General features: G+C 66.1%; 20 protein-coding genes. 14 read left to right on the plus strand and 6 right to left on the minus strand.

All coding sequences use genetic code 11. From position 1 onward, the window contains the following. Positions 1-106: 106 nt before the first annotated feature. Together QZX93_RS20490 and QZX93_RS20495 are read right to left on the minus strand one after the other, a co-directional pair. Positions 107-1024: a hypothetical protein gene (locus tag QZX93_RS20490; RefSeq protein ID WP_295391187.1), complete on the minus strand. Its 918-nt coding sequence runs from the start codon at positions 1022-1024 to the stop codon at positions 107-109. 1 nt (position 1025) lies between these two features. Beyond that, positions 1026-2408 (minus strand): phospholipase D-like domain-containing protein, encoded by a 1383-nt coding sequence (locus QZX93_RS20495; RefSeq protein WP_295391185.1) that lies wholly within the window; start codon positions 2406-2408, stop codon positions 1026-1028. A 208-nt stretch (positions 2409-2616) separates the two neighbouring features. Between QZX93_RS20495 and QZX93_RS20500 the strand changes: the two genes are divergently transcribed. Next, entirely contained in the window at positions 2617-3456 is an 840-nt protein-coding gene (locus tag QZX93_RS20500; RefSeq protein WP_295391183.1) for a hypothetical protein, read from the plus strand. Between the two features lie 78 nt (positions 3457-3534). Here QZX93_RS20500 and QZX93_RS20505 read toward each other — a convergent pair whose 3' ends face one another. Both QZX93_RS20505 and QZX93_RS20510 read right to left on the minus strand, forming a co-directional pair. Further along, entirely contained in the window at positions 3535-3660 is a 126-nt protein-coding gene (locus QZX93_RS20505) for a hypothetical protein (protein ID WP_295391181.1), read from the minus strand. Positions 3661-3751: 91 nt separating this feature from the next. Beyond that, positions 3752-4807 (minus strand): homocysteine S-methyltransferase family protein, encoded by a 1056-nt coding sequence (locus QZX93_RS20510; protein WP_366760855.1) that lies wholly within the window; start codon positions 4805-4807, stop codon positions 3752-3754. A gap of 195 nt (positions 4808-5002) precedes the next feature. Here QZX93_RS20510 and QZX93_RS20515 point away from each other — a divergent pair, with 195 nt between their 5' ends. The 11 genes from QZX93_RS20515 to QZX93_RS20565 all read left to right on the plus strand — a co-directional run bounded on the left by QZX93_RS20515 (position 5003) and on the right by QZX93_RS20565 (position 20489). Further along, complete coding sequence (locus QZX93_RS20515; protein WP_295391179.1) at positions 5003-5251, plus strand: hypothetical protein; 249 nt, start codon at positions 5003-5005, stop codon at positions 5249-5251. An 8-nt stretch (positions 5252-5259) separates the two neighbouring features. Continuing rightward, entirely contained in the window at positions 5260-5742 is a 483-nt protein-coding gene (rlmH, locus tag QZX93_RS20520) for a 23S rRNA (pseudouridine(1915)-N(3))-methyltransferase RlmH (protein WP_295391177.1), read from the plus strand. Between the two features lie 116 nt (positions 5743-5858). After that, a complete protein-coding gene (locus tag QZX93_RS20525; RefSeq protein WP_295391175.1) occupies positions 5859-6494 on the plus strand; it encodes a Maf family protein in 636 nt (211 codons plus the stop codon). Further along, positions 6495-7949: a ribonuclease G gene (rng, locus tag QZX93_RS20530; protein WP_295391173.1), complete on the plus strand. Its 1455-nt coding sequence runs from the start codon at positions 6495-6497 to the stop codon at positions 7947-7949. 211 nt (positions 7950-8160) lie between these two features. Continuing rightward, positions 8161-12222 (plus strand): YhdP family protein, encoded by a 4062-nt coding sequence (locus QZX93_RS20535; RefSeq protein WP_295391171.1) that lies wholly within the window; start codon positions 8161-8163, stop codon positions 12220-12222. A 38-nt stretch (positions 12223-12260) separates the two neighbouring features. Then, positions 12261-13376, plus strand: coding sequence for an alanine racemase (alr, locus tag QZX93_RS20540; protein ID WP_295391169.1), 1116 nt, complete (start codon positions 12261-12263; stop codon positions 13374-13376). A gap of 21 nt (positions 13377-13397) precedes the next feature. Beyond that, positions 13398-14444 carry a hypothetical protein gene (locus QZX93_RS20545; RefSeq protein WP_295391167.1) on the plus strand — a complete coding sequence of 349 codons (1047 nt, stop codon included), beginning with the start codon at positions 13398-13400 and terminating at the stop codon, positions 14442-14444. Between the two features lie 18 nt (positions 14445-14462). Beyond that, on the plus strand, positions 14463-15437 hold the full coding sequence (locus QZX93_RS20550; RefSeq protein ID WP_295391165.1) for a response regulator: 975 nt from the start codon (positions 14463-14465) through the stop codon (positions 15435-15437). A gap of 37 nt (positions 15438-15474) precedes the next feature. After that, entirely contained in the window at positions 15475-16569 is a 1095-nt protein-coding gene (locus tag QZX93_RS20555) for a MoxR family ATPase (RefSeq protein WP_295391163.1), read from the plus strand. Positions 16570-16590: 21 nt separating this feature from the next. Further along, complete coding sequence (locus tag QZX93_RS20560; RefSeq protein WP_295391161.1) at positions 16591-17937, plus strand: VWA-like domain-containing protein; 1347 nt, start codon at positions 16591-16593, stop codon at positions 17935-17937. A gap of 371 nt (positions 17938-18308) precedes the next feature. After that, positions 18309-20489 carry a tetratricopeptide repeat protein gene (locus tag QZX93_RS20565; protein ID WP_295391159.1) on the plus strand — a complete coding sequence of 727 codons (2181 nt, stop codon included), beginning with the start codon at positions 18309-18311 and terminating at the stop codon, positions 20487-20489. Between the two features lie 403 nt (positions 20490-20892). Here QZX93_RS20565 and QZX93_RS20570 read toward each other — a convergent pair whose 3' ends face one another. Beyond that, positions 20893-22068, minus strand: coding sequence for an MFS transporter (locus QZX93_RS20570; RefSeq protein WP_295391157.1), 1176 nt, complete (start codon positions 22066-22068; stop codon positions 20893-20895). A 153-nt stretch (positions 22069-22221) separates the two neighbouring features. On the opposite strand from QZX93_RS20570, the gene QZX93_RS20575 reads away from it, so the two are divergent. Both QZX93_RS20575 and QZX93_RS20580 read left to right on the plus strand, forming a co-directional pair. Further along, on the plus strand, positions 22222-22692 hold the full coding sequence (locus QZX93_RS20575) for a hypothetical protein (RefSeq protein ID WP_295391155.1): 471 nt from the start codon (positions 22222-22224) through the stop codon (positions 22690-22692). 37 nt (positions 22693-22729) lie between these two features. Continuing rightward, positions 22730-23023, plus strand: coding sequence for a BrnA antitoxin family protein (locus QZX93_RS20580; RefSeq protein WP_295391153.1), 294 nt, complete (start codon positions 22730-22732; stop codon positions 23021-23023). A 227-nt stretch (positions 23024-23250) separates the two neighbouring features. Here the strand turns inward: QZX93_RS20580 and QZX93_RS20585 are convergent, their stop codons facing one another. Further along, positions 23251-24441 carry an SEC-C domain-containing protein gene (locus tag QZX93_RS20585; protein ID WP_295391151.1) on the minus strand — a complete coding sequence of 397 codons (1191 nt, stop codon included), beginning with the start codon at positions 24439-24441 and terminating at the stop codon, positions 23251-23253. Positions 24442-24519: the final 78 nt, after the last annotated feature.

Below are 24519 nucleotides of genomic sequence, written 5' to 3' on the forward strand. Positions count from 1 at the left end.
AACTCGTTCATGGTAGCGACCGGTGTCCAAAGATCCGACGCCCATGATCGCAGGAAGACCTCGGTTTTTCAACTGAGTGGCCGCCGCTATACATAGATCGCCGGAGCTAACATGAGTAACTTCTTAGTGAACCGTTCCTAAGCACATCCGTCCATGGCAGGACTTCGCTGTTGCTGAAGTTCAGCCAGCCGAATGATGCGGCGTACCGATTGATAAGAATTTCGCTCCATGGTAAAGATCTATTTGAGGCGAGTGCTTCCCAGTCCCAGCGATCAGCATAACGAAGGATCAACGCATCATCCCAAGGTAACGCGACGTTACAGGAAAGCGATCTCCAATCCAAACGCCCAGCATAGCGTTCTAGCAGATCTTCGCTCCACGGCAAGGCTTCGTTTTCCGCCAGGCAACTCCAAACCCAACTTTCGGCGTAACAATCTATCAGCTCCTCGCTCCAGGGCAAAGCCTTGTTGGCTGATAGATAGTGCCAATCCCACAGCCCAGCATAACGATTGATAAGCGACTCAGTCCAGGGTAAAGATTCGTTTCCAGAAAGGCTCTGCCAATTCCACGATTTGGCGTAGCGATCAATGAATACCTCGCTCCAGGGTAAGGTCTCGCTTAGCGACAGACCGCGCCAATTGATTAAAGCAGAGTAGCGATCGATCAAAGATTCCGACCATGGCAATCCTGCATTACTCGCCAGCACATTCCAATCCCACAAACCAGCAAATCGCTCAATTAGCGCATTACTCCATGGCAATGATTTGTTGCGGCTGAGCATTGTCAAATCCCAGGATTCAGCAAAGCTCTCGATTAGAGATTCGCTGCACGGGTAATAGGCAGCGATCGCTGTGACAAAGGCCTGTGAAGCCTGCGGATGTGTCGCAAAGAACTCGATATACCGCTCCTGCTCGATCCGTGCCAGCGTCTGCCCGGCAATCCGCAACTGCCGATCTGCAACCGCCAGCGCCTTGGGGCCGCCGACAACCAGTGCTCCGGGATTCGGCTCAGGCTTCTCGTTCATGTTAAGCAAGCTCCGCTTCCAGTTGTTCAATCGCCCGCTCCAACACCACCCGCTGTTCCGCAAAATAGACATCCCAGTCGTCCAGGTCCTTGAGCGTCCGATATGCCTCAGACCGTCGCAACTGATGGACCTCGGCCGCAAGCCGTTCCAGGTCGCGACGCAGGACCGCGATGGCATGCCCCAGTGATTCGGCCTCGGTCAGGGTCATGGCGCGGTCGACGAACAGGTGTCCCTCGCGCACCGCGGCATGGATGGCGCGCACGCCGGCCAGGTCGTTGTTGCGGTAGGCGGCCTGGAGTTGGACGAAGAGCCGGTTGGCGTGGTCGCGGTCGGCCTCGTCCACCTTGTCCGGGTGGCACTTCTGGCTGGCCTGTTGATAGAGGCGCTTGAGTTCCTTCAGGTCGTCGGGCGGGAGTTGCGGAGGCGCCGGGGTGGCGCGGGCGGTCTCGTTGGCGTCGCGGTAGTCCTCGTAGTCGGCGCGGGCGTTGTCGGCGTCCGGTGCGGCCTCCGGCTCGACCGCGGCCTGACGGCGGAGCTTGTCCGCGCGCAGCCCCAGGTAGCGGGTGATCAGGTCGCCGATCTCGTGACTGGAGCGCAGCGAAAAGGCATGGATCAGCCGCTCGAGCTCGGCCTTGTCGTCGGACAGGGCGGTGACCTGATACTCCAGACCGCGCAGGGTCAGACGCAGGTCGGCGACTTCCTGATCGCCAGCGATGGTCAGGGCGGTGGCGCGCTTCAGGTAGTCGTCGATCCAGGCCAGCGCGGTGGCGGTGTCACGGGCTTGCAGGGCGGTGAACAGGGGTTCGAGTTGGAGCGCGGTGCCCGCGGGTCGGAGCTTGTCCAGTTGGGGGCTCAGGCCATCCCACTCTTCGAGCAACAGCAGGTTGCGGACGATCTCCAGCCGGCGGCGAAGCTGGGCCTGGTCGATGGCCGGCGTGCTCTGACCGTGCTTACTCAGAAGAGCGTCGAAGGCGTTGAGGTAGTCGGCGGCGATGTCCGGGCCGTCGGCAATGACGGTGATGCTCTCGTCGTTGTCCTGTGCCCGCCTGGTCCAGTTGTAGGACCCGATGATGACGGTCGCGCGGTCGATGACGCAGAACTTGTGGTGCATGATCGGGTCACGGTCGCCGCCCGCGGGGATCAGGAAGAGGTCACCGCCGCAGTCCTGCAAGCGCTGGAAGTTGAGCCGGCCGGGTCCGCAGTTGATCCGGTCGTTCAGCACCGCGAGGCGCACCCGCAGGCCCCGCCCTGCCTGTTTGCACAGGGCGTCGAAGAGGATCGGGTCGGTAAACCAGGCAACCGCAACGACGATTTCCTGGGTCGCCGCGGCCAGGCGCCGGGCGATTTCCTGGGGGATGTGCTCGAAATGGGCCGTCGTTTCCATGCGTCAGATCTCAAGCAAAGGGAGCGTGTATCCAGCGAAGCGATGCTTTTCCTTGGGATTATACCCCGGTCGCTAGGGAGCTACGCAGTGGGTCGAGCAGACTTGGGAGCCTGGTCGAGCCCCTACCGTACGCACCACGTCACCGCGACCGCGCCAGCCGGTATACTCCCAACTCAGCGAACGGCCCGACGGGACGAGGCACCGACCCATGATCAACTGGCATCGACTCTTCGGCTTGGCCCTGTGCGACTACTTCACCGGCACGGAGTATGCCGTGGAGATGGAAAAAGACCTTGCGCGCAAGCGCCAAGTGCTCGATATCCTGATCATCCGCGGACACGGCCAGCCGCTGGCCGACCCCTGCGACGGGCTTGATGCGTTGCGTCCGCACAACCTCGTGACCTACAAGTCGGGTCAGGAGAGCCTCGACGCCTGGGCGATCGAAGAACTGATCGGGCATTACGTCAACTATCGCAAGGCCTACGCCGCCGATGCACCCGCCGCAGACTTCGGGCTGTATGCCGTAACCACGCGACACCCGCGGGCACTGTTCAGCCAAACCGAGGTCGCGGCGGTAAAGGATGGCGTGTACCGCTTGCAGGTCGTCAGCCGGGCCGTCACCCTCATCGTGCTGCCGGAGGTCGCGTCGGCTCCGCGCAATGCGCTGTGGGACCTGTTCAGCTTCCAGGCGGAAAAGGTCCAGCAGGGGGCCAAGACCTATCGCTGGCGCCAGCCTGACCATGTGCCCGTACTCAACGAAATCTATCACCGCTACCGCGAACTGGGTATTGCCATGCCATACACCTTCGAGGACTTCCGCCACGATCTGGCGCTGGAATTGGTGCAAGAGTTGCCGCCCGAGGAGCGACTGCGGGGGCTGCCGCCCGCGGAACGCCTGCGCGGTCTGCCGGTCGAGGAACGCTTGCGTGGGTTGCCAAGCCAGGAGCGGATGCGCGGTCTGTCACCCGAGGACATCCTGGGAGGGCTCGACGACGCGGAGCGCGCACGGCTGAAGGAACTTTTGGAGCGCACGGAGCAGCGCCACTGACAAACCCTGCGAGAGACAGGGGGCGCGCGTCGTGGGCGACGTATCCAGATGTCGACCGGCCGGACGAGTCGAGGAGGTTCACACCCGATCATCCCGTGTGCGGATGTCGTCGAAACTGGTGTCAGCGCCGTCCAGAACCCCCCGCAATGCGGACACCGGCTCACACGGCAGCAGTTCGATCCCGTGCTCGCTCGCACGGACCATGAACCGCTGTCCTGGCTTTAACTTCAAGGACTCGCGGATCGCCTTGGGCAGGACCAATGCATAAGTCGGGTTACGCTGCGGCTCGCCCGACCTACGCGTTAAACGCCTCCAACCCCGACAGCCGCAGCCGATGGTCATTTTCCTTGGGCTGCCGGGGCTCCTGCCCGGCCACCGCGGCGGCGATGGCGCGGATGTGCGCCGGGGAGCTGCCGCAACAACCGCCGACGATATTGACGAAGCCCGACTGTGCCCATTCGAGGATCTGGGCGGCCATCTGCTCCGGGGTCATGTCGTATTCGCCCATCTCATTGGGCAAGCCGGCGTTGGGGTGGAATGAGGTACAGAACTCACTCACCCGCGCCAGGTCCTCGACATGGGGCCGCAGCGCATCGGGACCAAGCGCGCAGTTGAGCCCGATGGAGAGCGGCCGGACATGGCGCAGGCTGTTGTAGAAGGCCTCCACGGTCTGGCCCGAGAGGGTGCGCCCTGAGGCATCGGTGATGGTGCCGGAGATCATCACCGGCAGCACCACGTCATCCTCGTCGAAGACCTGATCCACGGCAAAGGCGGCGGCCTTGGCGTTGAGTGTATCGAAGATGGTCTCGATCAGGATGGCGTCCACCCGCCCGGCGATCAGTGCCCGGGTCGCCTCGGCATAGATGGTCACCAACTCATCGAAGCTGGTGTTGCGGGCACCCGCGTCGTTGACGTCCGGCGAGATGCTGGCCGTCTTGCCGGTGGGCCCCAGGACCCCGGCGACGAAGCGCGGCTTGTCGGGGGTGAGCGCGGTGTAGCGGTCCGCACACGCGCGGGCGAGCAGGGCGGCGGCAGTGCCGATCTCGGCGGCAAGGTCCTCCAGACCGTAGTCCGCCTGAGACAGCCGGTTGGCGTTGAAGGTGCAGGTCTCTAGGATATCGGCCCCGGCCTCCAGGTATTGTTCATGGATCCCGCGGATGATCTCTGGTTGCGTCAGCACCAGCAGGTCATTGTTGCCCTTGAGATCCGACGGCCAGTCCTTGAAACGCTCGCCGCGGTAGTCGGCCTCGGTGAGTTGGTGGCGCTGGATCATGGTCCCCATGGCGCCATCGAGGATCAGGATGCGCTCGCGCAGGACGTCAGCGAGTCGGGTGTGAGTGTGGGCTGGCATGGACGATTCCGCCTTGGGTTCGTGACAGGGCACCCGGCCGGTGCGTGACTGGGCAGTATAACCGCGGCTGGGAGCGCCGACAGTGCGACGGATTAGCCCTAGCGAGCCCCGCGCGGCTATCATCCGTGGGTTTAGCCGCAAACCGGTGCCCTGACCCCGGTCGACGGCAAATATTGCAGATATTGAGGTGAAGAGATGGCCGACCAACTGATGTTGCTCCCGTGTACGGATCCGGCGCGCTCCCTCCTGGTGCGGTTGCCGCAGGACCTAGCCCCGGCGGAGGCATACCGGCAGGTGACCGGACTGATCGCCGCGCTGGAGTCCGCGGATGGACAGGGTGGCGGCCCCGGGGGCGCCCGGGTGTCGGCGGAGGAGGTCATCGACGCGCTCGAGGAGCAGGGCTTCGAGTCGCTGGACCTGATCCTCGGGCCGAGCCTGGACTGAGGCCCCCGGTGCATGTCCATCTGATCTGCGTCGGGCGCCGGATGCCCACCTGGGTCGAGGCCGGGTATCAGGAGTATGCCAAGCGCCTGCCCCCGGAATGTACCTTGCAGCTGATCGAGGTGGAGCCGATGCGCCGCGGCAAGACCGGAAGCCGACCAGGCGAGGCCGAACTGGCCCGGGAGGACGAGGCACAGCGTATCCTCAAGGCGATCCCCAAAGGCGCCGGGGTGGTCGCCCTGGATGGGCGGGGCGAGGGGTGGACGACGCCGGACCTGGCCGGCCAGCTCAAGGATTGGCTGCGCGGCGGGCGCGACCAGGCCCTGCTGGTGGGCGGCCCGGATGGGCTGGCACCGTCCTGCCTGGCGCGGGCGGATCGGTGCTGGTCACTCTCGCGCCTGACCTTTCCCCACCCGCTGGTGCGGGTGATCCTGGCCGAACAGGTCTACCGCGCCTGGACCCTACTGAATGGACATCCTTACCATCGCGGGTAAGCGGTTCATTGCGGCTTGGCGACGACTGATTTCCGGCCCTGCAGGACGCGCTCACTACCTTGTTTTATTTGCGTTCATTTGCGGACAAATGCGTTTTCCAAAATAACGAGTTCACCATGCCAGATGCCGACCACCAGATCTATCTCGCCTCCGGCTCGCCCCGACGGCGCGAGCTGCTGACCCAGATCGGGGTGCGCTTCGCGGTTCTGGCAGCGGACTGCGACGAAACCCGGCACCCGGGTGAGCACCCGGAGGACTATGTGCTACGACTCGCACTGGAGAAGGCACGCTCGGCGCGGGCCGCGCTGCCACGGCACGAAGCGCGGCCGGTGCTGGGGGCCGATACCGCGGTGGTGGTCGGTGAGCGCATCCTCGGCAAGCCGGCCGATGTGGCCGAGTCCCTGGCGATGCTGGGGCTCCTCTCCGGGCGCTGTCACCGGGTACTCACCGCCGTCGCCCTGGTCGCGGCGGACGGGGTGCGCACCGATCTGAGCGAGAGCCGCGTGACCTTTCGCACCCTCACCCGGGATGAGTGCCTGCACTACTGGGACACCGGCGAGCCGCGGGACAAGGCCGGGGGCTACGGCATCCAGGGCCTGGGCGCGCTCTTCATTAGCGGTCTCATCGGCAGTTATTCCGGGGTCATGGGTCTGCCACTGTTCGAGACCGGGCGGCTCCTCGGGCAGGTCGGCATCGCGGTGCTCCCACCCGCAGCCGCCGCTGGCACGGCAATCGCGCCAGGGGTGGCCTAAGTGAGTGAAGAGATCCTGATCAATGTCACCCCGCCGGAGACCCGGGTCGCCGTGGTGGAGGGCGGGGTGGTCCAAGAGATCATCATCGAGCGCGCCGAGCGCTGCGGCCTGGTGGGCAACATCTATAAGGGCCGGGTGGTACGGGTGCTGCCGGGGATGCAGGCGGCCTTCGTGGAGATCGGGCTGGAGCGGGCCGCCTTTCTGCACGCCTCCGACATCATCGGCGCCGAGGGCGAGCCGCGCGGCGAACAGATCCACGAACTGGTGCGGGAAGGCGATGAGCTGGTGGTCCAGGTGGTGAAGGACCCCCTGGGGTCCAAGGGTGCGCGACTCACCACCAACGTCTCGGTCGCCTCGCGCTATCTGGTGTGCATGCCGGCACTCTCCAGCACCGGGGTTTCGCAAAAGATCGACGACGAGAATGAGCGCAAACGCCTGCGTGACATTCTCAACATCTATGTAGAGACCCACCCCGGACGTGGCGGTTTCATCGCCCGCACCGCCGCGGAGGGGGTGGCGGAAGAGTCGTTATTCAAGGACATGGACTTCCTCGCCAAGCTGTGGCGAGGGGTGCGCGAGCGCTGTCTGGCGGCCACGGCGATCGGCCTGATCCACGACGACCTGCCGCTGGCCCTGCGCGCGTTGCGTGACCTGGTGACCCCCGAAGTAGAGCGGGTGCGCATCGACTCCCGGATGATGGTGGAGAAGGCCATCCCCTTCGCCGCCAAATACATCCCCGATATCAAGGACCGCATCGAGCACTACCAGGGGGAGCGCCCGCTGTTCGACCTCTACGGGGTGGAGGAGGAGATCCGCAAGGCCCTGCAACGCCGGGTGAACCTCAAGTCAGGCGGTCATCTGGTGATCGACCAGACCGAGGCCATGACCACCATCGATGTCAACACCGGGGCCTTCGTCGGGCATCGCAACCTGGAGGAGACCATCTTCAAGACCAATCTGGAGGCGGCCCAGGCGATCTGCCGACAACTGCGCCTGCGCAACTTAGGCGGCATCATCATCATCGACTTCATCGACATGACCGAGGATGAACACAAGCGTCAGGTCATGCGCGCGCTGGAAAAGGCACTGGCGCGGGACCACGCCAAGACCCATATCACCGAGGTCTCAGTCCTCGGACTGGTCGAGATGACCCGCAAACGGACTCGGGAGTCACTGGAGCACGTGTTGTGCGAGCCCTGCCCCTGCTGCGGCGGGCGCGGTTCGGTCAAGACGGCACAGACCACCTGCTCGGAGATCTTCCGGGAGATCCTGCGCGAATCCCGCCAGTTCGAGGTACAGACCCTGCTGGTGCTCGCCTCCCAGGAGGTGGTGGACCGCTTGCTGGATGAGGAGTCCGCGCACCTGGCCGAGCTGGAGGAGTTCATCGGCCGCCCCATCCGCCTCCAGGCTGAGTCACTCTATACCCAGGAGCAATATGACATTGTGCTCATTTAACCCCGTTGAGCCCAACAAGACGATTGGTCCGCAAATGAACGCCAATAAACGCAAATAATAGATCAGCGCGCAACCTGTTTAGCGAGCCACTGACTCCGCTGCGCCCTTTCCCCCTGGTCGATACAATGCCCCGTCAAGACCTATTCATCCTATCTGCCATGTCTCTTTTTTTGCGTTCATTTGCGTTCATTTGCGGACAGCCCACTCTGCAATGAAACGCCTGACGCGCCGCACCATCGCCTGGCTCCTCCGGCTCGGCGTCGTCTTCCTGGTTCTGCTGGCGTGCCTGACGACAGCCCTGCGCCTGGCACTGCCGATCGCCGACCGGTATCGCGACGAATTGACCCAGGGGCTGTCGGAGCAGCTCGGTTACCCGCTGCAGGTGAGAACCCTGACGCTGCGCCTCGCCGGTTGGACGCCGCGGCTGGTGCTGGGCGACGTGGTCATTATTTGGCCGCGGACCGGCGGCGCGCTCCTGCGCCTGCGCGCACTGGAACTGGACCTGGACCCCATCGCGTCGCTGCTGGCCGGCCGGCCGCGGCTGAGCGCGCTGACCCTGGTGGGGGCGCGCGTGGCGGTGCATCGCTCCCGCGACGGCAAGGTGAGCCTGGTCGGGCTCGGCGCGCTCGCCCCCGATGACCCGCATGCACTGGCGATCTTCCTGCGCCAGGGGCGGCTCAATATCACCGATGGCGATGCGCTGATCATCGACGACGCCCTGGGCGGGGCAGTGGTGCGACTGACGCGGGTGCGCCTGCGCCTGCACAACGACGGGCCGGTCCACCAATTGGAACTTTTGGCCACCCCGGTAGCGGCCGACACGCCGCTCAGTGGGGCCGGACCGGACGACGCCCAACTGCGGCTACACGCGGACCTGCGGGGGGATGCCGAAGACACCCGGCAGTGGAGTGGCGACCTCTATCTGAGCCTGGCCGGCGCCAACCTCGCCACCCTAGTGCCCAACACCCTCATTGAGACTGGGTTGGTGCGCAGCCAAACCGTCCATTGGGAGAGCTGGAACCAGGTGCGACAGGGGGCGCTCGTGGAGAGCCGCAACCGCGTCGCGCTGCGCGGGGTGGCCCTGCACCAGGCGGCCCCGCTCGCCGCCGTCTCGCTGGAACGCCTCGACGGACTGGTCCGCGTCACCCCGGCGGCGGACGGCTGGCAGGTCCAGGTGGAGAAACTGGGACTCAAGGTGGACGGGGCCGAGCTGGCCGAGCTGGGGCTCGACCTGCGGCTAGCCGCGGACGGCCGGCCCCGCACCCTGGAGTTGGCGTCGACGGGGCTGGACCTGCAAGCGCTCACCCCGCTGCTGCGCACCTGGCCCACGTTGCCGGTCCCGCCCCTGCCACTGGACCAAGACCTCATCGCCGCCCTGAACCCGCGCGTCCGGATGGAGCGACTGGCGGCCAGCATCGAGTTCCCGCCCGCGGGGCCGCCGCGCTGGCGGGCAACGGCGCAGGTGCGCTCCCTCGGCGTGGATCGACACGCACCCTTCCCGGGACTGGCTGGTCTCAACGCCCGCCTGCGGGCGGACCAGGACGGGGGCGAGCTGCGTCTGGAGTCCGCCGATTTGGCGCTCGATCTGCAACCGGTCTTCGACCAACCGCTGCACCTGGACCAATTGCGCGGCGACCTCAGCTGGGGGCGCGGTCCAAGCGGCGGCTGGCACCTGGCGAGCCAGTTGCTGGACCTGGCGAACGCCGATCTGACCGCGCAGGTGCGCTTTGCACTCGATCTCCCCGGCCCCGCGGACCCGCCGGACACCGGCCCCTTACTCGACCTGCGCGCCGCCCTGCACAACGGCAATATCGCGCAGACCCGCCGCTATCTCCCGGTCGGGAAACTCAAACCGCAGCTCACCGACTGGCTCACCCAGGCCCTGGTGTCCGGACGCCTGTCCCGGGGCGACCTGGTGCTGCGCGGCCCCTTGAGGCATTACCCCTTTCGGGAGCAGCAAGGACGCTTCGAACTGGTCCTCGGGTATCGCGACCTGGTGTTCAACTACCAACACGGCTGGCCCCCGATCGAGGAGGCCACCGGGGAACTGCGCTTTCTCGGGCCGGGACTCGCGATCCGGATGGACACGGGGCGCATCTACGCGACTGCACTGAGCCAGGGCCAGGCCAGCATCGCCGACCTCTGGGGCCCGCACCGGCTGCCGATCCACGGCGAGGGGAGTGGGCCATCCACCGACGGGCTGAGGATCCTCACCGAAACCCCGCTAGCCGCACGCCTTGGACCGCTCGCGCGGACACTGGAGGTGGATGGGCCCATGCAGCTCGCCCTCGACCTGGATGTCCCACTGGGCAAGGGCGAGGCCCCGCTGGGGATAGACGGGCACTTATCCTGGCCCGCACCCGCCAACCTCAGCCTCAAGCACACGCCGGTCAAACTGACCGGACTCGCCGGCGACCTCAACTTCACCGGCAACACACTGCGCGCCGACAACCTCCGCGGTCAGCTCTGGGGGCAGCCGGCCACGCTGACCATCGGCACCCAGGCCCCCGGGGATGCGTCCGCCGCCACCACCAGCATCCGCGCCCATTCCCGAACGCCCGCCACGGTGCTGGCCGCCCGCTTCCCCTCGCCCTTCTGGCGCCTCGCCACCGGCGATCTCGACTGGAACCTGGAGGTCGACCTGCGCAACACCGACCTTACCGGGCCCGTGCTGCCGCTCGCCTACCGCCTGCGTTCGGACCTGCGGGGACTGGCGCTCAACCTCCCCGCGCCCCTGGGCAAGACCGCAGAGCAAGCACGCCCACTGGAACTCACAGGCGCCCTGGTCCCGGGGCGGAGCCTGACCGTCGCCGGCGCGGCAGCGCCAGTGGCGTTGGACCTGGCCCTGGCCCTGGCCCCCGCCCGCCTGGAGCACGGCCGGGTCACCCTGGGGGCGCCACGCGCCGTGCCGCCCGCGGCATCGTCCGGCTTGGTCATCGACGGCTCGCTCCCCGAGTTGAACCTACCCGCCTGGTCCGACTGGTGGGACCGGCACGCGCCCACCCTGGGGCTCACCACCAACCTGGGTGCGGCCACGGGTGCCAAGGCCGAGGCCGGGGGGCCGTCCGCCGATCTGCGCATCGCCCGGTTGGACCTGGGCGGACTCGCGCTGACCGACGCCCGGGTCCAGGCCGCCCGGACGGCCGCCGGCTGGGACCTGCAACTGCAATCCCGGGAGGTGGCGGGGAAGATCGGACTGCCCGGCACGGCGGCAGCCGGGGAACCCGCCACACCCCTGTCGCTGGACCTGGAGCGACTGGACATCAAGTCACTGATCCCGGCCGGGGGCGACGCGGACACCGCCCCTGCGCCCAGGTCTGCGCCGGTTTCCGCGAAGGTATACTCACCCCCGACGGCAATGGATCTGCGGGTGCAGGAACTGCGCTGGGGCGAGACCGGCCTCGGCCGCTTGAGCCTCACCCTGGGCCCGGACATCGCCGGACTGCGGGTCTCGCGCATCGTCTTCGAGGGCATCGGCGACACGCGCGTGACGGGAGACGGCGGTTGGCTGGACGCTCCCACCGGCGGGCATAGCCGACTCGCCCTGACGCTGAGGTCCGCGGATACCGGCCCCTTACTGCGGGCACTGGACTATGCCCCAGTACTCAGTCCCACCACGGTAGACGCGCGCCTGCACCTTGACTGGCCCGGCGGTTTTTCGGCCTTTTCGCTGGCACGTTCGACCGGCCGAATCGAGTTGGACGTGGGTCCGGGGCGGTTGCTCGACGTGGACCCCGGGGTCGGACGGGTGCTCGGCTTTCTCAACCTGGGTGAATTGGGGCGCCGCTTGTCACTGGATTTCACCGACCTCTATGAGAAGGGGTTCGTCTTCGCACGCATCACCGGGCGCATCGAGGTCGCTGGCGGCCAGGCACGCCTGCGAACCTTCGCCATCGATGGGCCGTCCAGCGACATCCGGGTCAGCGGGTTCGCCGACCTGGGCCAGCGCACCTTCGACCAGACGGTGACCGTCGAACCCAGCATCGGCACCAGCGTGGCCCTGGCGAGCGGGGTGGCCGGCGGCCCGGTGGTGGGGGCCGCGGTCTATCTGGTCGACCGTCTCACCGGCGGCGCGCTCGACCGCCTGGCCAGCTACCAGTACCGCATGACCGGCCCCTGGAGCAAACCGGAACTGACCCCGATCGGCTGGGAGCCCTTCGCGCGCGGCGCGCGCCCGCACCAGGACAACGGCGCCGCCGACACCCAGCCGGACGGCCCCCCAGGGCACACCGCCGCGCCCCGCCGGGAGAACGAGAACCGCTTCTTTGAGTAGACGATACCGATTTTTCAGGTAAATTCAGGGAGACCTTGATGACCCGTCCCACGCGCGCCCATATCGATCTCACCGCACTGCGCCATAACCTTGCCTATGCCCGGGGGCTGGCCGGGTCCGCGCGCCTGGTCGCGGTGGTCAAGGCCAACGGCTACGGACACGGGGCGGTGACGGTGGCCCACGCCCTGGAGGGGGCGGTGGAAGCCCTCGGGGTCGCCTGCATCGAGGAGGCCAGCGAGCTGCGCGAGTCCGGCATCGGCACCCCCATCCTGCTGCTGGAGGGGGTGGTCGACCCGGACGAACTCGCCCTGGCCGAGCGTTTGGCCCTCGCCGTGGTGGTCCACAATCGGGAGCAACTTGGGTGGGTGCAGGCGGCCCGTCCGGCACGGCCGCTGGCCTGTTGGCTCAAACTCGACACCGGCATGCACCGGCTGGGCTTCACCCCGGCCGCCTTGGCCGGCGCCCATGCGGCCTTGACCGCGTGCCCCCAGGTGGATCAAGTGGTGTTGATGACCCATCTGGCCCGCGCCGACGAGTTGGACCAACCTTACACCAACCGACAGTTGGCGCTCTTCGCGCAGGTCTGCGGCGACCTGGCCGCACCCCGCAGCCTGGCCAGTTCCGCCGGGCTGCTGGCCTGGCCGGCGGCCATCGGCGACTGGGTGCGCCCCGGCATCATGCTCTACGGCGCTTCGCCGCTGGGTGAGGGGCACCAATCGGCCGCGCGGCTGCGCCCGGTCATGACCCTGGAATCGGCCCTGATTGCGGTGCGCGACCTGGCGGCCGGCGAGCCCCTCGGCTACGGCGGGCGCTTCGTCTGCGAGCGCCCGACCCGGGTCGGGGTGGTGGCCGCCGGCTATGCGGACGGCTATCCCCGCCATGCCCGGGACGGCACCCCGGTGGCAGTCAATGGCCAACTGACACGGCTCATCGGGCGGGTCTCCATGGACATGCTGACGGTCGACCTGACCGAGTTGCCTCAGGCACAGATCGGCGACCCGGTGGAGTTGTGGGGCCGCCGGGTCAGCGCCAACGCCGTGGCCGCGGCCAGCGACACCATCGCCTACCAGCTCTTTACCGGGGTGACCGCGCGGGTGCCGCTCATCCATCACGCTGGTGAAATGGCACTGGAGTCCGCAAATAGAGGCGATTGAAGGCCATCCGCAGCGCTTGACATGCCGACAACTCCACTCACGCATCACGAGATCCTGGCCCTGGTCGAGCCGTTGGCCCGCCGTGGGCGGCAGCTCGACCTGGCCGCCAGCGACCGCGCCGAGCGGCGCCTGGCGTTCCAGACCCGGGAGGTCACGGTCGCACCGCCCTTAGGCCCGGTGCTGCAGGAGACCCTGATCCTGGAGCAGCCGGCGAGCGATGTCTACCGACTCACCCGGACCCTGACTACTCAGGCCGGGCTCATGGCCGAACTGCGCGTCGAGGGTGAGGCACTGGACGGACTCATCGAGCGGCTGGAACGCGTGCCCGCGGCGGGTCGGTTCCTGGTGCGGCAGGGGGTGATCTTGGCCCGGAGCGATCGGCTCGTGCCCGACGCCGCTGGCCCTGCCGCTACCGACCGAGTGGTCCTGGCGGGGGCAACGGCCGAGCTGGGCGTGCTGCGGTTCGCCTTCGATACCATGACCGGGCCCGGTTGGCCCGCCGAGATCCGCCTGACCCCAGCGCCGGGGCAGTCCTGCACGCTGCCAGAGGACCTGCTCGCGGTCCTGGGCTGGAGCTGGAAGGCGCTGGAGCGCACCCCCCAGGGGTGGCGTTCCAGCCTGCGGGTGGCCAAGCGCGAACCAGAGCGCACCGCCGACTGCGAGCGCAAACTGACGCGGACCTTCGAGCATTTGGTGAGGACCCTGGGGCAGCCCCCGGGGCGCTTCCACCAACGCTTGCGCCTGGCTCGTTGGGTCTTTGTCGGGCGGCGGCTGGCGGGGATACTCGTGGTGCTGGGCGCCCTGGTGTGCGGGCCGGCGATCCTGTATTTCGACCCGCCGCACGACTCGGTGCTGCGCCTCCTGGCCTTCAATACGCCCAATTTACTCATTATCGCCTGGTTCGGCATACGTGAGAGGCCCAGCCTGCGACCGCCCCGCCGCCCCCGCCCGCTGTCGGCGGACGCCTGGGCGCCGCCCCCCGCGCCGCCAGGTGCGTCCGGGCGGCCGGCACCGACGGGGCGCTGGCAACGCACCGGGCGGTGGTTGACCCGAATCATTCACCCCTAGAGGACGCTATTGCCAACCATGAGCGAACAACCAATGCGCATTGCCGTCAGCATCAAGGATCGCGCGGCACAACAGAACGTGTCCAACCTGTTCATTAGCGCCGGGGCGAGCGTCCAGGTCTGCGATGACGCGGCGGCGATCCTGGAGGTCGCCGACGACCTACAGGCCATTGTGCTGGGACTGAGCGCCGCCCCGGAGAAGACCTTCGACGCACTGGTCGTGCTGCGCCAACATTTAGCGAACATCCCGATCTTTGTCGTCCACGACGCCGCCGGGGAGCGGCACGCCAAGCGCGCAACCCGCTTCGGCGCCACGCTGGTCATCTCGCAGGAGCTGTTGCCGCAACGCATCGGTCGTTTGCTGCAAAAGCTTGCACCAAAGCGCGCGCCCGAGCCGGCGCCGGCCATCCGCGCGCCGGGCTGGGTCGGGGCCAAAGCGGATTCGGCCTATGAGATCCAATCGATGGACCTGGGGGCCTGGCTATCGATCCCCGGCAACCGGCGCTTGCTCGGCATGGAGGAGCCCACGGCCGGGGGCGCGACGCCGGACGCGAGCCCAGCGCAACGGCCTGAGCCGCCGGGCACCGAACGTACGCGCGAAGGGTTGGGGGTGGCCGCGGCACCGGCGGTGGGCGCGCCACCAACCGGGAGGACAGAGCAGGCGCCGGACGGCCTCGGCGACGGCCCGCGCGAACAGTCCGGGGCGCAGAACGCCGCCATCCTGGAGGCCCACCTGCAACGGGAAAAGCACCTGCATGAACTCGAACACAAGATGCGCGAGCGACTCCAGGCCGAGTTGCGGCAGGAACTGACCCAGCGCATCACCGCTAGCGAGGCGAATATGCAGGACCAGCTCGCCGAGGTCCTGGCCGAGGTCAGGCGCGACAGCGCCGCGGCCATCCGTCGCGTCTATCTCACCCTGGTTGCCCTGGTCGCCCTGCTGGCGCTCGCGGGCGGCGGCCTGGCCCTGGCGTGGCGTCTGGGGGTCTGGTGAGCGACCGACCGGCCCAGCGCACGCAGGCATCCTCTACATGAACATTCCCGCCGTCTCCATCGCCGCGGCCAAGTCGGCGCTGATCGAACAGTACGCGGACCCGCTCCTGCGGCAGCGTGCCTCCATGCTGTGGGGCACCCGCGGGGTGGGCAAGTCGTCCATCGTCCGCCAGGTCGCGGCCCATTTCGGCGTGCCGCTGGTGGATTTGCGACTCACCACCATCGAGCCGGTGGACATCCGCGGCGCCATCTGGGTGGACGAGAAGCAGGCCAAGACCGTCTGGTTCCCACCCGAGTTCCTCCCCGGGCCGCAGGAGCCCAACGGCATCCTGTTCCTCGATGAGCTGACCGCCGCCGACCAGCGCCTGCAGATCTCGGCCTATTCGCTGATCCTGGACCGGCGGGTCGGCCATTACACCCTGCCGGACGGCTGGCAGGTGATCGCCGCCGGCAACGCCAGTTTTCATGGGGCCGTGACCCATGACATGGGCACCGCACTGTCCGATCGCATGTTCCATTTCAACGTACAGACCGTGATCGACGCCTTCCTGGCCCACGCCCTGGCGCAGGGCTTCGCCCCGGCGGTGCTGGCCTATCTCAAGGTGCGCCCGGATCGGCTCGACGATACCGCGGCCCAACTCGCCAACGACCACCTGGTCGGCGCCAGCCCGCGGGGTTGGGAGGACATCTCCAACGTGCTCCAGTCCGGCCTGTCCGAGTCGGCCAAGCGGGTCTTCGTCCAGGGCCGTATCGGGGCCGCCAACGCGGCCGAGTTCTTCGGGGTGCTCAAGGAGATCCAGTCCGGGGTAGACGTGCTGCGGCTGCTGGAGGCCAAGCCCGGGGCGGAGACCGCCGCCCTGCTGCCGACTAGCCTGGATGCGCTCTACGGCATGGTCTACGGACTGCTCGCCGCCAGCCGGGAGGCGTTGAGCCTGGCCCGGGCGCTGGCCATCATCGAACAATTGCCGGACGCCCGGGGGCAGACGCCCCTGCCCATCCGCGAGACGCAGACACTCGCGATGGAGTTGCTGTTCCAACACGCACTGGAGTCCGGCCTGGAGTCCGCGATCTATGGCAGCGACGCCTACCGGCGCTATCTTGACCAGCGCAAGGCGGATGGGTTGGGCAGCTAGCCCAAGGCCATCCGGACACCCATGAACCCCATCTACACGCACCGCGGCACCCGGGCCATCCAGCGCATGGTCGAATACGCCCCGTCCAGCGGGGGGCTGGCCCTGTGGATCGATCATCGCGACCTACCCGACGCCCCCACTGCACTGACGGCGGCCAATGACGGCTCGACCATCTTCTACGGCCCCGGCTTTGAGTCCCTGTCACTCCCCCAGCAGGCGGGCCTGGTCGCCCACGAGGTGTTGCATGTCGCCCTACGCCACCGCCCGCGCTATGTGACCTTGCGCGGCCTGCTGGGGGACGTCGACCTGCCGCTCTTCAATTGCTGCGCGGACGCCATCGTCAACAGCGCGCTCGGTCACCTGAGCTGGCTGGAACTGCCCAGGTCCGCGGTCACGCTGGAGGGCGTTTTGCGCCATGCGCTGAAGCTCGATCTCTCCACCGAGCAGGCCCTGCTCGACTGGGACTTGGAGCGGCTCTATCGGGCGATCGACGACCGGGGGCCGTCGCTGCCGTCCGCTGGGCGCCGCGGCAGCGGGTCGCGCCAGGCCGAATCGCCGGACGCGGCGGCCGAGCGGGCGGGCGAGACGGAGAACCTGGGGGCAAGCGACGGGGCCTGGCGTCCGGACGGCCCCCGCTCGGCCCAGGTCCGGCGCCTGGCCGGCGATCTGCGTGACGACCTATGGCCAGGCCCGGACGAGGACCGTCCCGAGAATGCGCCGGAGCAGGCCCGGGAATGGGGCGAACGCCTACTGCGCGCCCACACCGGCGATGGCGCCTTCTCGCTGCTGCGCACCCTGCTCGCCGACCTGCCGCGGCTGCGCACCCCCTGGGAACACCTGCTGCGCACCCATCTGACGCGCGGGCTGTCGTTGCAACCCGGGCTGTCCTGGTCGCGCCCGTCGCGCTCCTATCAGGCCAACAAGGGGCGGGTCGGCACCCATGGGCGCCTGCCCTGGGAACCCGGTCGCGCCGCCGCCCGGACGGTGGCGCGGTTGGTGGTGATGGTCGACTGCTCAGGCTCCATCGAGGACCCATTACTCGACCGCTTCGCCCAAGAGGTGGAGGCCGCCAGCCGCCGGCTGGAGGCGCGGATCGTCGTCATCGTCGGCGATGACCGGGTCACCGGGGTCGCGACCTTCGAGCCCGGCCGCTCCAACCTGCGCGAACTGGTCTTCAACGGCGGCGGCGGCACCGACTTCTCCCCCCTGTTGCGCGAGGCCGACCGCCACCGCCCCGACCTGGGACTCTTCCTCACCGACCTCCAGGGGCCGGCCGACTGGCACCCCACCTGGCCGGTCATCTGGGCCGTGCCGGTCGCCTATCAGGATGCGGTGGTGCCCTTTGGGCGGAAGCTGGTGCTGGGCTGAGGGGCCATCGTACTGCCCGGTCATTCCGGTCGAAAAACTGGCATCCAGGCCGCCGCTTGGTCGGGTGTGCTCAATCTGCTGTCTCGCCCGATCCTGCTGGGCGTCACCGTCACGGGGCTCTGCCCCTGGCTGCGCCGCCAGCGGCACGCGTGTCGGCCCGCAGCGCTCGGCTAGGGGCGGACCGGACACCGCAGGAGCGGTGTCGCGAGAGAGTCAATATACTGTCCGCGAAATTCACCCCTGGTTTGACCCCGTTGGGGTCGGTACGCAAGCGCGCGTGGAACCGGATACCAGGTTCCGACACGGCCAGACATCGCTAAGAACCTATTTGGGACGGGCCGCCTAACGGCCAATCCGCTTGGAGTTGCAGAATGACGGTAGACCACAGCACCAACCCGACCGACCGCACACCTGATACGGCCCCCGGCGCGGTCGCCGACTACGATCCGCGCCGGCCGGTCTTTTCTGTGCCCTATCGCCAATTGGGCGATCGGTTCATCGGCCGGGAGACGACACTGGATGAGGTGCGGCAACAGTTGAGCGCCGGGCGCCGCACCAATATCACCCAGGGGGCCGCATTAGAGGGGCTCGCTGGCCTGGGCAAGACCCAGACGGCGGTAGAATATGCCTATCGCTATCGCGATGAATACCCCAATGGCGTCATCTGGCTGGCCGCCGATGGGGACCTGGAGACCCAACTCGCCGAACTGGCGGTCAAGGCCGGCTGGATCGCGCCCGCGTCCGAACGCCGCTATATGATTGAGATCGCCCGTCACCGGCTGCGTAGCGTCGCGGACTGCTTGATCGTATTCGACAACGTGCAGGACCCGGCGGCGCTTCGCGACTACCTGCCCGAACCGCCCGCAGCCCCACACATCCTGATGACCAGCGGCGCCGAGCAACCGGATTCCACGGCGGTCTTCATTGATCGACTGGACCCGGCGGCAGCACTGCGGCTATTGATCCAGACGGCCGACCGCGAGCCGGATGGCGAGGCCGAATTGGACGCCGCCCGCGAGATCGCCGATACCCTGGACGGCCTGCCGCTGGCCCTGGAACTGGCGGGCGGCCATTTAGCGCATAGTGCGATGGGATTCCAGCACGCTCTCCAACGGCTACGCGACGACCGCAGGGAAGGGGCGGATCTGGATTGCGTCCTGCGCATCGGCACGGCGGTCTGCGCCGAACAGCCACTCTTGCCGGCCGTCTTGGACGTACTCGCCTGGAGCGGTCCGGCAGCCATGGGTCGCGACCTACTGGCCGCTATGGTCGGTGCCACGGACCACGCCGAACTCGATGCCGCGCTGGAGTTCGGCACCGGGCGCGCCATCATCCGGGCACTGCCGGAAACCAACCGTTATGCGCTGCATCCGCGAGTAGCGCAGGGCCATCGCGAGCAATCAGCCATCGCCGATCGACCCGACTGGGCGGCGCAACAGTGCGCACGGGTCTCGGCCTGGTTCGGCGCCCTGCTCGATGACCCGCAACAGTTGCCGCGCTTCGAGGCGGAGATGGACCATTTGCGCGCATGGCATGAGCACGCGGTACACTTTGCCCCAACGCTTGCCACCCGGCTCACCTGGCTACGGATTTACGTGCCCTTGAACCGCGGCCAGCCGGACGAGGTCCGGCGGCTGCTCGAACAGGGACTGGCCGAATACCAGCAGCACGGGTGCGATGACCAGGCGCTGCTGGCCTGCTTGCATCATGACTTGGCCTTCGCGCTGGACGCGCTCGGGGAGACGAAGCGCGCACAGGCGCAGGTGCAACAGGCAATCGCGATCCGCCGCGGGCTCTTTGGTGACGACCATCCGGATACGGCCAGGTCGTTTGCGAATAGTGCCGACTACGCCGCCACGCTGGGCGATCAGTTGCGCGCACTGGAGCTGACCGAGCAGACGCTCGCCATCCGCCGCGGACTGCATGGCGACCGGCATCCGGACACCGCCATCTCACTCAACAATATCGCCACCTACACCTATAACCTGGGCAACCAGGAGCACGCCTTGGACATGGCAAGCCAGGCGCTGGCCATTCACCGTGACCTCTACGGCGAGCGCCATCCCGCGACCGCCGCGTCGCTGGCGAGCGTCGCCTATTTCACCAATGCACTGGGCGACTCGCAAAGGGCACTGGAATTGGCCGGTCAGGCCCTGGCCATCCACCGTGCGCTATTCGGCGACCGGCACCCGGACACGGCCATCGGCCTCAACACCATGGCCACCTACTCGAGCGCACTGGGCGAGCAGCAGCGCGCCCTGGACCTGACCCAGCAAGGGCTTGCCATCTACCAGGAACTGTTCGGTCTGCGACACCCCGCCACGGCCAAGGCCTTGCAAACCACCGCGGGCTATCTGTTGAAGCTCGGCAAGACCAACGAGGCCTATACGCAGGCCCAAGCGGCCTACGACATCTTCCGGCAAGTCCTCGGCACCAAGCACCCGCAGACCCTGAGCGCTGCCCAAATGCTCGCCCGGATCAAGCGTCCAGGCTTTCGCATTCCCTCATTCAAGAAGGGTGGCACCGCCAAAAAGGCAAAGCCAAGAAAATAGTCAAGCGCATAGCACACGGCCCCGATCCAGTCGGGGCCGCGCAGGTCTTGAGGCTTCATTCGGGCGTGGTGGTGGGTTAAACCCCGGCGCCGCTCAGGGCGTAGGGCACCAGGGGTACCAGCGTGATGCCAATGGCCAACCAAAAGGCGTGGTTGCTCTTGGAACGGAGGTCTTCGTCACTCATGATGATCACCTTGGATTAGTCGTCTCGTATACTATTTAAAGGCTTCTTGGAGGTCTGCCGGATCGGGGGGAGCAACCCGACAGACCCCGCTCAGTGCCTACGATTCACAAGATACAGACCGCACCGTCCAATCTCCAATGGGTGTTTCCGACTACTGCGATAGGTTTTACGCTACCATCGTAGCCTTTGGGAAAAGGGGCGACGTCGCCAGGCTGGCGCTTAATTCGACGCGGACGCGCCGGATGGCGCCCGCAGCCAAGTCAGGCACAGCAGCACCCCGGCCCCCCACAGCGCCGCCGCCAACGGCAGGGTGACCTGCGCGGAGAATGGGATGCCGGCCAGGGTCAGCCCGACGCGCGCGGCCGCCCCCAGCGCGAGGCTGGCGAAGAGTGTACCCACGAACAGGCCCTCGCGCCCGTGCCGACCGACGCCGCCGACCCCCATGAGTCCGGCCAGCAAGGCCCCGCCCCAGGCAGTACCCGCCAGGACCTGCAAGGCGATCAACAGCGGCAGATTAGGCGCGGCCAGGCAGCCGGTGCAGGCGGCCGTGCCCAGCAGAGCCGCCCGGGCGAAAGCGCGCCGCGCCCCGACCCGCTCCACCACTGGCTGGCCGGCGCTGACCGCCAGACTGAAACCGATCCAGAACACCGGCAACAGCCAGTGCAGCAGGGACGGGTCGGCCAAGCCCTTATAGAGCGGCGCTGAGTTGACAAAGATATGCACCTGGAGCCCCGCCCCCAGCAGCAGCATCGCCGCCAGCCAGCGCCAGACGGTGGTGAAGGCCGGCCGGGGGACGCTGTCCACCACGCGGTCGGCCGGACGCTGGCGCGCCTCCCAGGCCGCGAAGCCCAGGGTCGCCAAGGCCAGGCTGACCCCGGACAGGGCGAACGGCAGGAGCGGATCGACGCCCTTGAGCACCGTTCCCAGGTAAGGCGCCAAGGCACCGGCCAGCCCCATGCCCAGCAGGGCGACCGCGGTGGCACGCCCTGGCGCATGGCCGCGCCGGGCGATCAGCGCATAGAGCGGTGCGCGCAGGACCGAGGAGGTCAACACCCACAGCGCAGCCAAGGCGACGAATAACGCCGCATCGCCGACCCGCAGCAGGGGCAACGCGACGAAGGCCAGGCAGGCGATCAGGTTCAAACCCAGCACCACCGGGGCGAGCCCCCGGAACAGGCGCATGGCCCGGTCGGCATAGAGCCCCAGCACGATATCGGCGCAGGCGAACAGCAGTTGGTCCAACAACAGCAGACGCGGCGCGAACGCCTTCGGCAGCCCGAGCTTGGCCAGTAGATCGCCGAGAAAGATCGCGTAGACCGCCCAGGTCAGCAGAAACAGAAATTGCACCAGGCCCAGATAGCTGAGCAGGAGACGGCTGGCGGTTGGAGCAGTCATGATGATCTCCGCGTGGTGGATGCCCAAACCTAACCAAGGTGCCACATTGCCGACCCTGGTGGTTGCGCAGACGTGGTAGCCCATTGCGGTGGAAGCAAGCGACGGCAAATTCGGTGTACAGTCACCGGCGCGACCACAGCAAGGGCTTATTCCATGAAAACCGCCATTCTTCTCTCCCTACTCCTGTTTTCCGCACTCCTCGCCGCGGCTACGCTGCAGGTCGGTTCCCGCCTGCCCGTCCTGACCCTGAAGGACCAGCACGATGCGCCCGCGACCATCGCAACCACCACACACTATCTGATCTTCACCGCCGAACGCGCCCCCTCGGCGGTGGTCGAGACAGCCCTCGAAGGCCAGACCGCCCAGACGCTCGACGCCGCCAAGGTCCGCTACGTCGCCGACATCAGCGGGATGCCGGCGCTCGTGTCCGCGGCCTTCGCGCTGCCAAAGCTGCGTAAACGGCCTTACCCGATCGTGCTGGGGCGCACCGCCGCTGAGACGGCCATGCTGCCCCGCGCGCCGGGCAAGGTGACCCTGGTGGCGTCGGTGGGCGGGACCATCACGGCCATCCGCTTCATCGGCGACGCCGTCACGCTGCGCACCGCGCTGGGGCTCGTGCGCTAAGGTCTGCGCCGCGCGACAGTTAGCGAGGTGAAGCGCTATGTCGAGAACATCTAAGCCGCCAACCATCGTTGCGCCAACGCCCGAAGAAGATGCCGCAATCATCGCTGCCGCGCGGAACGACCCTGACGCACAGCCATTGACCGACGCGGAGCTTGCCGCCATGGTGGCGATACGGGCAATGAGGGGGCGCCCCAGGGCCGAGAGCAAGAAGGTTCTGGTATCCGTGAGCTATAGCCCAGAGGTGGTCGATTTCTTCAAATCAACAGGGGCGGGCTGGCAATCGCGTATGGATTGCGTGCAGCGTGATTATGTCGCCCGGAATTCGCATTGAAGCCCGAAGGCTAGAGCGAAGTATCGGAGTATGGCGGTACGTCCGATTATCGCGAATCTGATGGGGGTGTGCTTTCGCGTTATACACAAGGCTCGACGATGAAGGGGTTGTGTCGCTTTCGCGGTAGTTGGGGAATTAAGTATACTGTCCCCAGAGTCCCCAGGACCAAGGCTGAAGCCTTGGACTCCATGAAGATGGTCGCTAGCCGGAACGATGATCAATGCCTGTTAAGTTAAGGTTTCCTGTTCAGGAAATTCATTGGGTATGTTATTTCGCCTCATTATTGATTGGGCCACATGCCTTATTATCTGCTGATCAGCTAACGGATGCCTTGGGGTGTCTATTTCCACTGTATAACACAAAAAACTGTTTTCTTCGGGAGGTATTTCAGGGCTTTGATACGTTGGGTCATTGCAGAAAAATATCGCGTTTGCTGGAAATTTGCCCGGCAACCAATCGCGGAGGACTTTTCTTACAGTTTCGTTGATCTCCTGCAACCAAGGTTGCGCATCTAAATTTGCATCCAGATATGGCAAATTTAAATCGATAAATATGAAATAAGGCGTATCCGGATCTTTTGCCAGGGCTTTCCGTATTAGACCTTCGACGCCAACCCTGGAACATTGATCCTTCCCAGATCGCCTCGGAGGCGCCCTGTATTCTAAGACTCCATCGCGGTGCCTGCTTTTTGCCTCAACAGCAATTCTCATGCCTGAACAATGTGTAGCTAAGAATTCAGTATGCTTGCAAGTACTATCAGCCTCATCCTCAAATGCTATCTCGAAGCCAGCGACTATCATTGAGGCAGCCACAAAAAGCTCGAATCGCGCACCCTGAAATTGTGCTCTATTCCTTATGCGATTCAGTAACCTTTCTTGCAGATCGGCGTTGTGTTTTAGTAGGTAGAGATCATACGCCAGTCGGTACCACGACACCAAGGAACCGTTTCCACTAGAGCGATAGACTCCATCTTCGTCAGGCTTTTCATTCTTCTGGAAACGGGACAAGCTATCATGCCACTTGAGAGCCGGGTGTCGATCCTTAATTGGCTTTTCTAGCTCTGACATACCCCACTCAGAACCCAATTTTGAACCGATATAGTTCATTAGAAAATCCGGAAAGTATTTCGTTTCCGCGATCTTCGAATAATGCAGCTCGTCACCCACTGCCACGAAGCGCCAGTCTCTGAAATGACCCGAAATTATCGGATTGACGCGCCCGTGTTTTTCCTCAAATGCAACCCGATTGGCCCTTGCTTTATAGAAGTTTTTCTCAAGAAATCCAGCAACGTCATCGGCAGAACCTAATAGGCCTTGCGCCGTTTCTTTTCCATGGCAGTGTTTAAACTTCCTTTTGCTTCCACATGGGCACAGCGCATTACGCCGAATTTTATTTCCAGCCCCGTCATAAATCGCCATCTTTGCGTCTTCCTCGCTAGTACGTAGGCCGGGTAGCGAAAAATCGCCCTATGCGCCATCCTATTGAATTCGCGTCTT

This window comes from uncultured Thiodictyon sp. (assembly GCF_903946935.1).
Lineage (GTDB): Bacteria > Pseudomonadota > Gammaproteobacteria > Chromatiales > Chromatiaceae > Thiodictyon.

Bases quoted from the DNA above. Each gene is read 5' to 3' on its own strand.
- QZX93_RS20515 (WP_295391179.1), top strand. From the start codon at position 5,003: ATGGCCGACCAACTGATGTTGCTCCCGTGTACGGATCCGGCGCGCTCC.
- QZX93_RS20550 (WP_295391165.1), top strand. From the start codon at position 14,463: ATGAGCGAACAACCAATGCGCATTGCCGTCAGCATCAAGGATCGCGCG.
- QZX93_RS20495 (WP_295391185.1), bottom strand. From the start codon at position 2,408: ATGGAAACGACGGCCCATTTCGAGCACATCCCCCAGGAAATCGCCCGG.
- QZX93_RS20560 (WP_295391161.1), top strand. From the start codon at position 16,591: ATGAACCCCATCTACACGCACCGCGGCACCCGGGCCATCCAGCGCATG.
- QZX93_RS20545 (WP_295391167.1), top strand. From the start codon at position 13,398: ATGCCGACAACTCCACTCACGCATCACGAGATCCTGGCCCTGGTCGAG.
- QZX93_RS20500 (WP_295391183.1), top strand. From the start codon at position 2,617: ATGATCAACTGGCATCGACTCTTCGGCTTGGCCCTGTGCGACTACTTC.
- QZX93_RS20525 (WP_295391175.1), top strand. From the start codon at position 5,859: ATGCCAGATGCCGACCACCAGATCTATCTCGCCTCCGGCTCGCCCCGA.
- QZX93_RS20505 (WP_295391181.1), bottom strand. From the start codon at position 3,660: ATGGTCCGTGCGAGCGAGCACGGGATCGAACTGCTGCCGTGTGAGCCG.
- QZX93_RS20490 (WP_295391187.1), bottom strand. From the start codon at position 1,024: ATGAACGAGAAGCCTGAGCCGAATCCCGGAGCACTGGTTGTCGGCGGC.
- QZX93_RS20535 (WP_295391171.1), top strand. From the start codon at position 8,161: ATGAAACGCCTGACGCGCCGCACCATCGCCTGGCTCCTCCGGCTCGGC.
- alr (WP_295391169.1), top strand. From the start codon at position 12,261: ATGACCCGTCCCACGCGCGCCCATATCGATCTCACCGCACTGCGCCAT.
- QZX93_RS20555 (WP_295391163.1), top strand. From the start codon at position 15,475: ATGAACATTCCCGCCGTCTCCATCGCCGCGGCCAAGTCGGCGCTGATC.
- QZX93_RS20575 (WP_295391155.1), top strand. From the start codon at position 22,222: ATGAAAACCGCCATTCTTCTCTCCCTACTCCTGTTTTCCGCACTCCTC.
- QZX93_RS20565 (WP_295391159.1), top strand. From the start codon at position 18,309: ATGACGGTAGACCACAGCACCAACCCGACCGACCGCACACCTGATACG.
- QZX93_RS20510 (WP_366760855.1), bottom strand. From the start codon at position 4,807: ATGCCAGCCCACACTCACACCCGACTCGCTGACGTCCTGCGCGAGCGC.
- QZX93_RS20585 (WP_295391151.1), bottom strand. From the start codon at position 24,441: ATGGCGATTTATGACGGGGCTGGAAATAAAATTCGGCGTAATGCGCTG.
- QZX93_RS20580 (WP_295391153.1), top strand. From the start codon at position 22,730: ATGTCGAGAACATCTAAGCCGCCAACCATCGTTGCGCCAACGCCCGAA.
- QZX93_RS20570 (WP_295391157.1), bottom strand. From the start codon at position 22,068: ATGACTGCTCCAACCGCCAGCCGTCTCCTGCTCAGCTATCTGGGCCTG.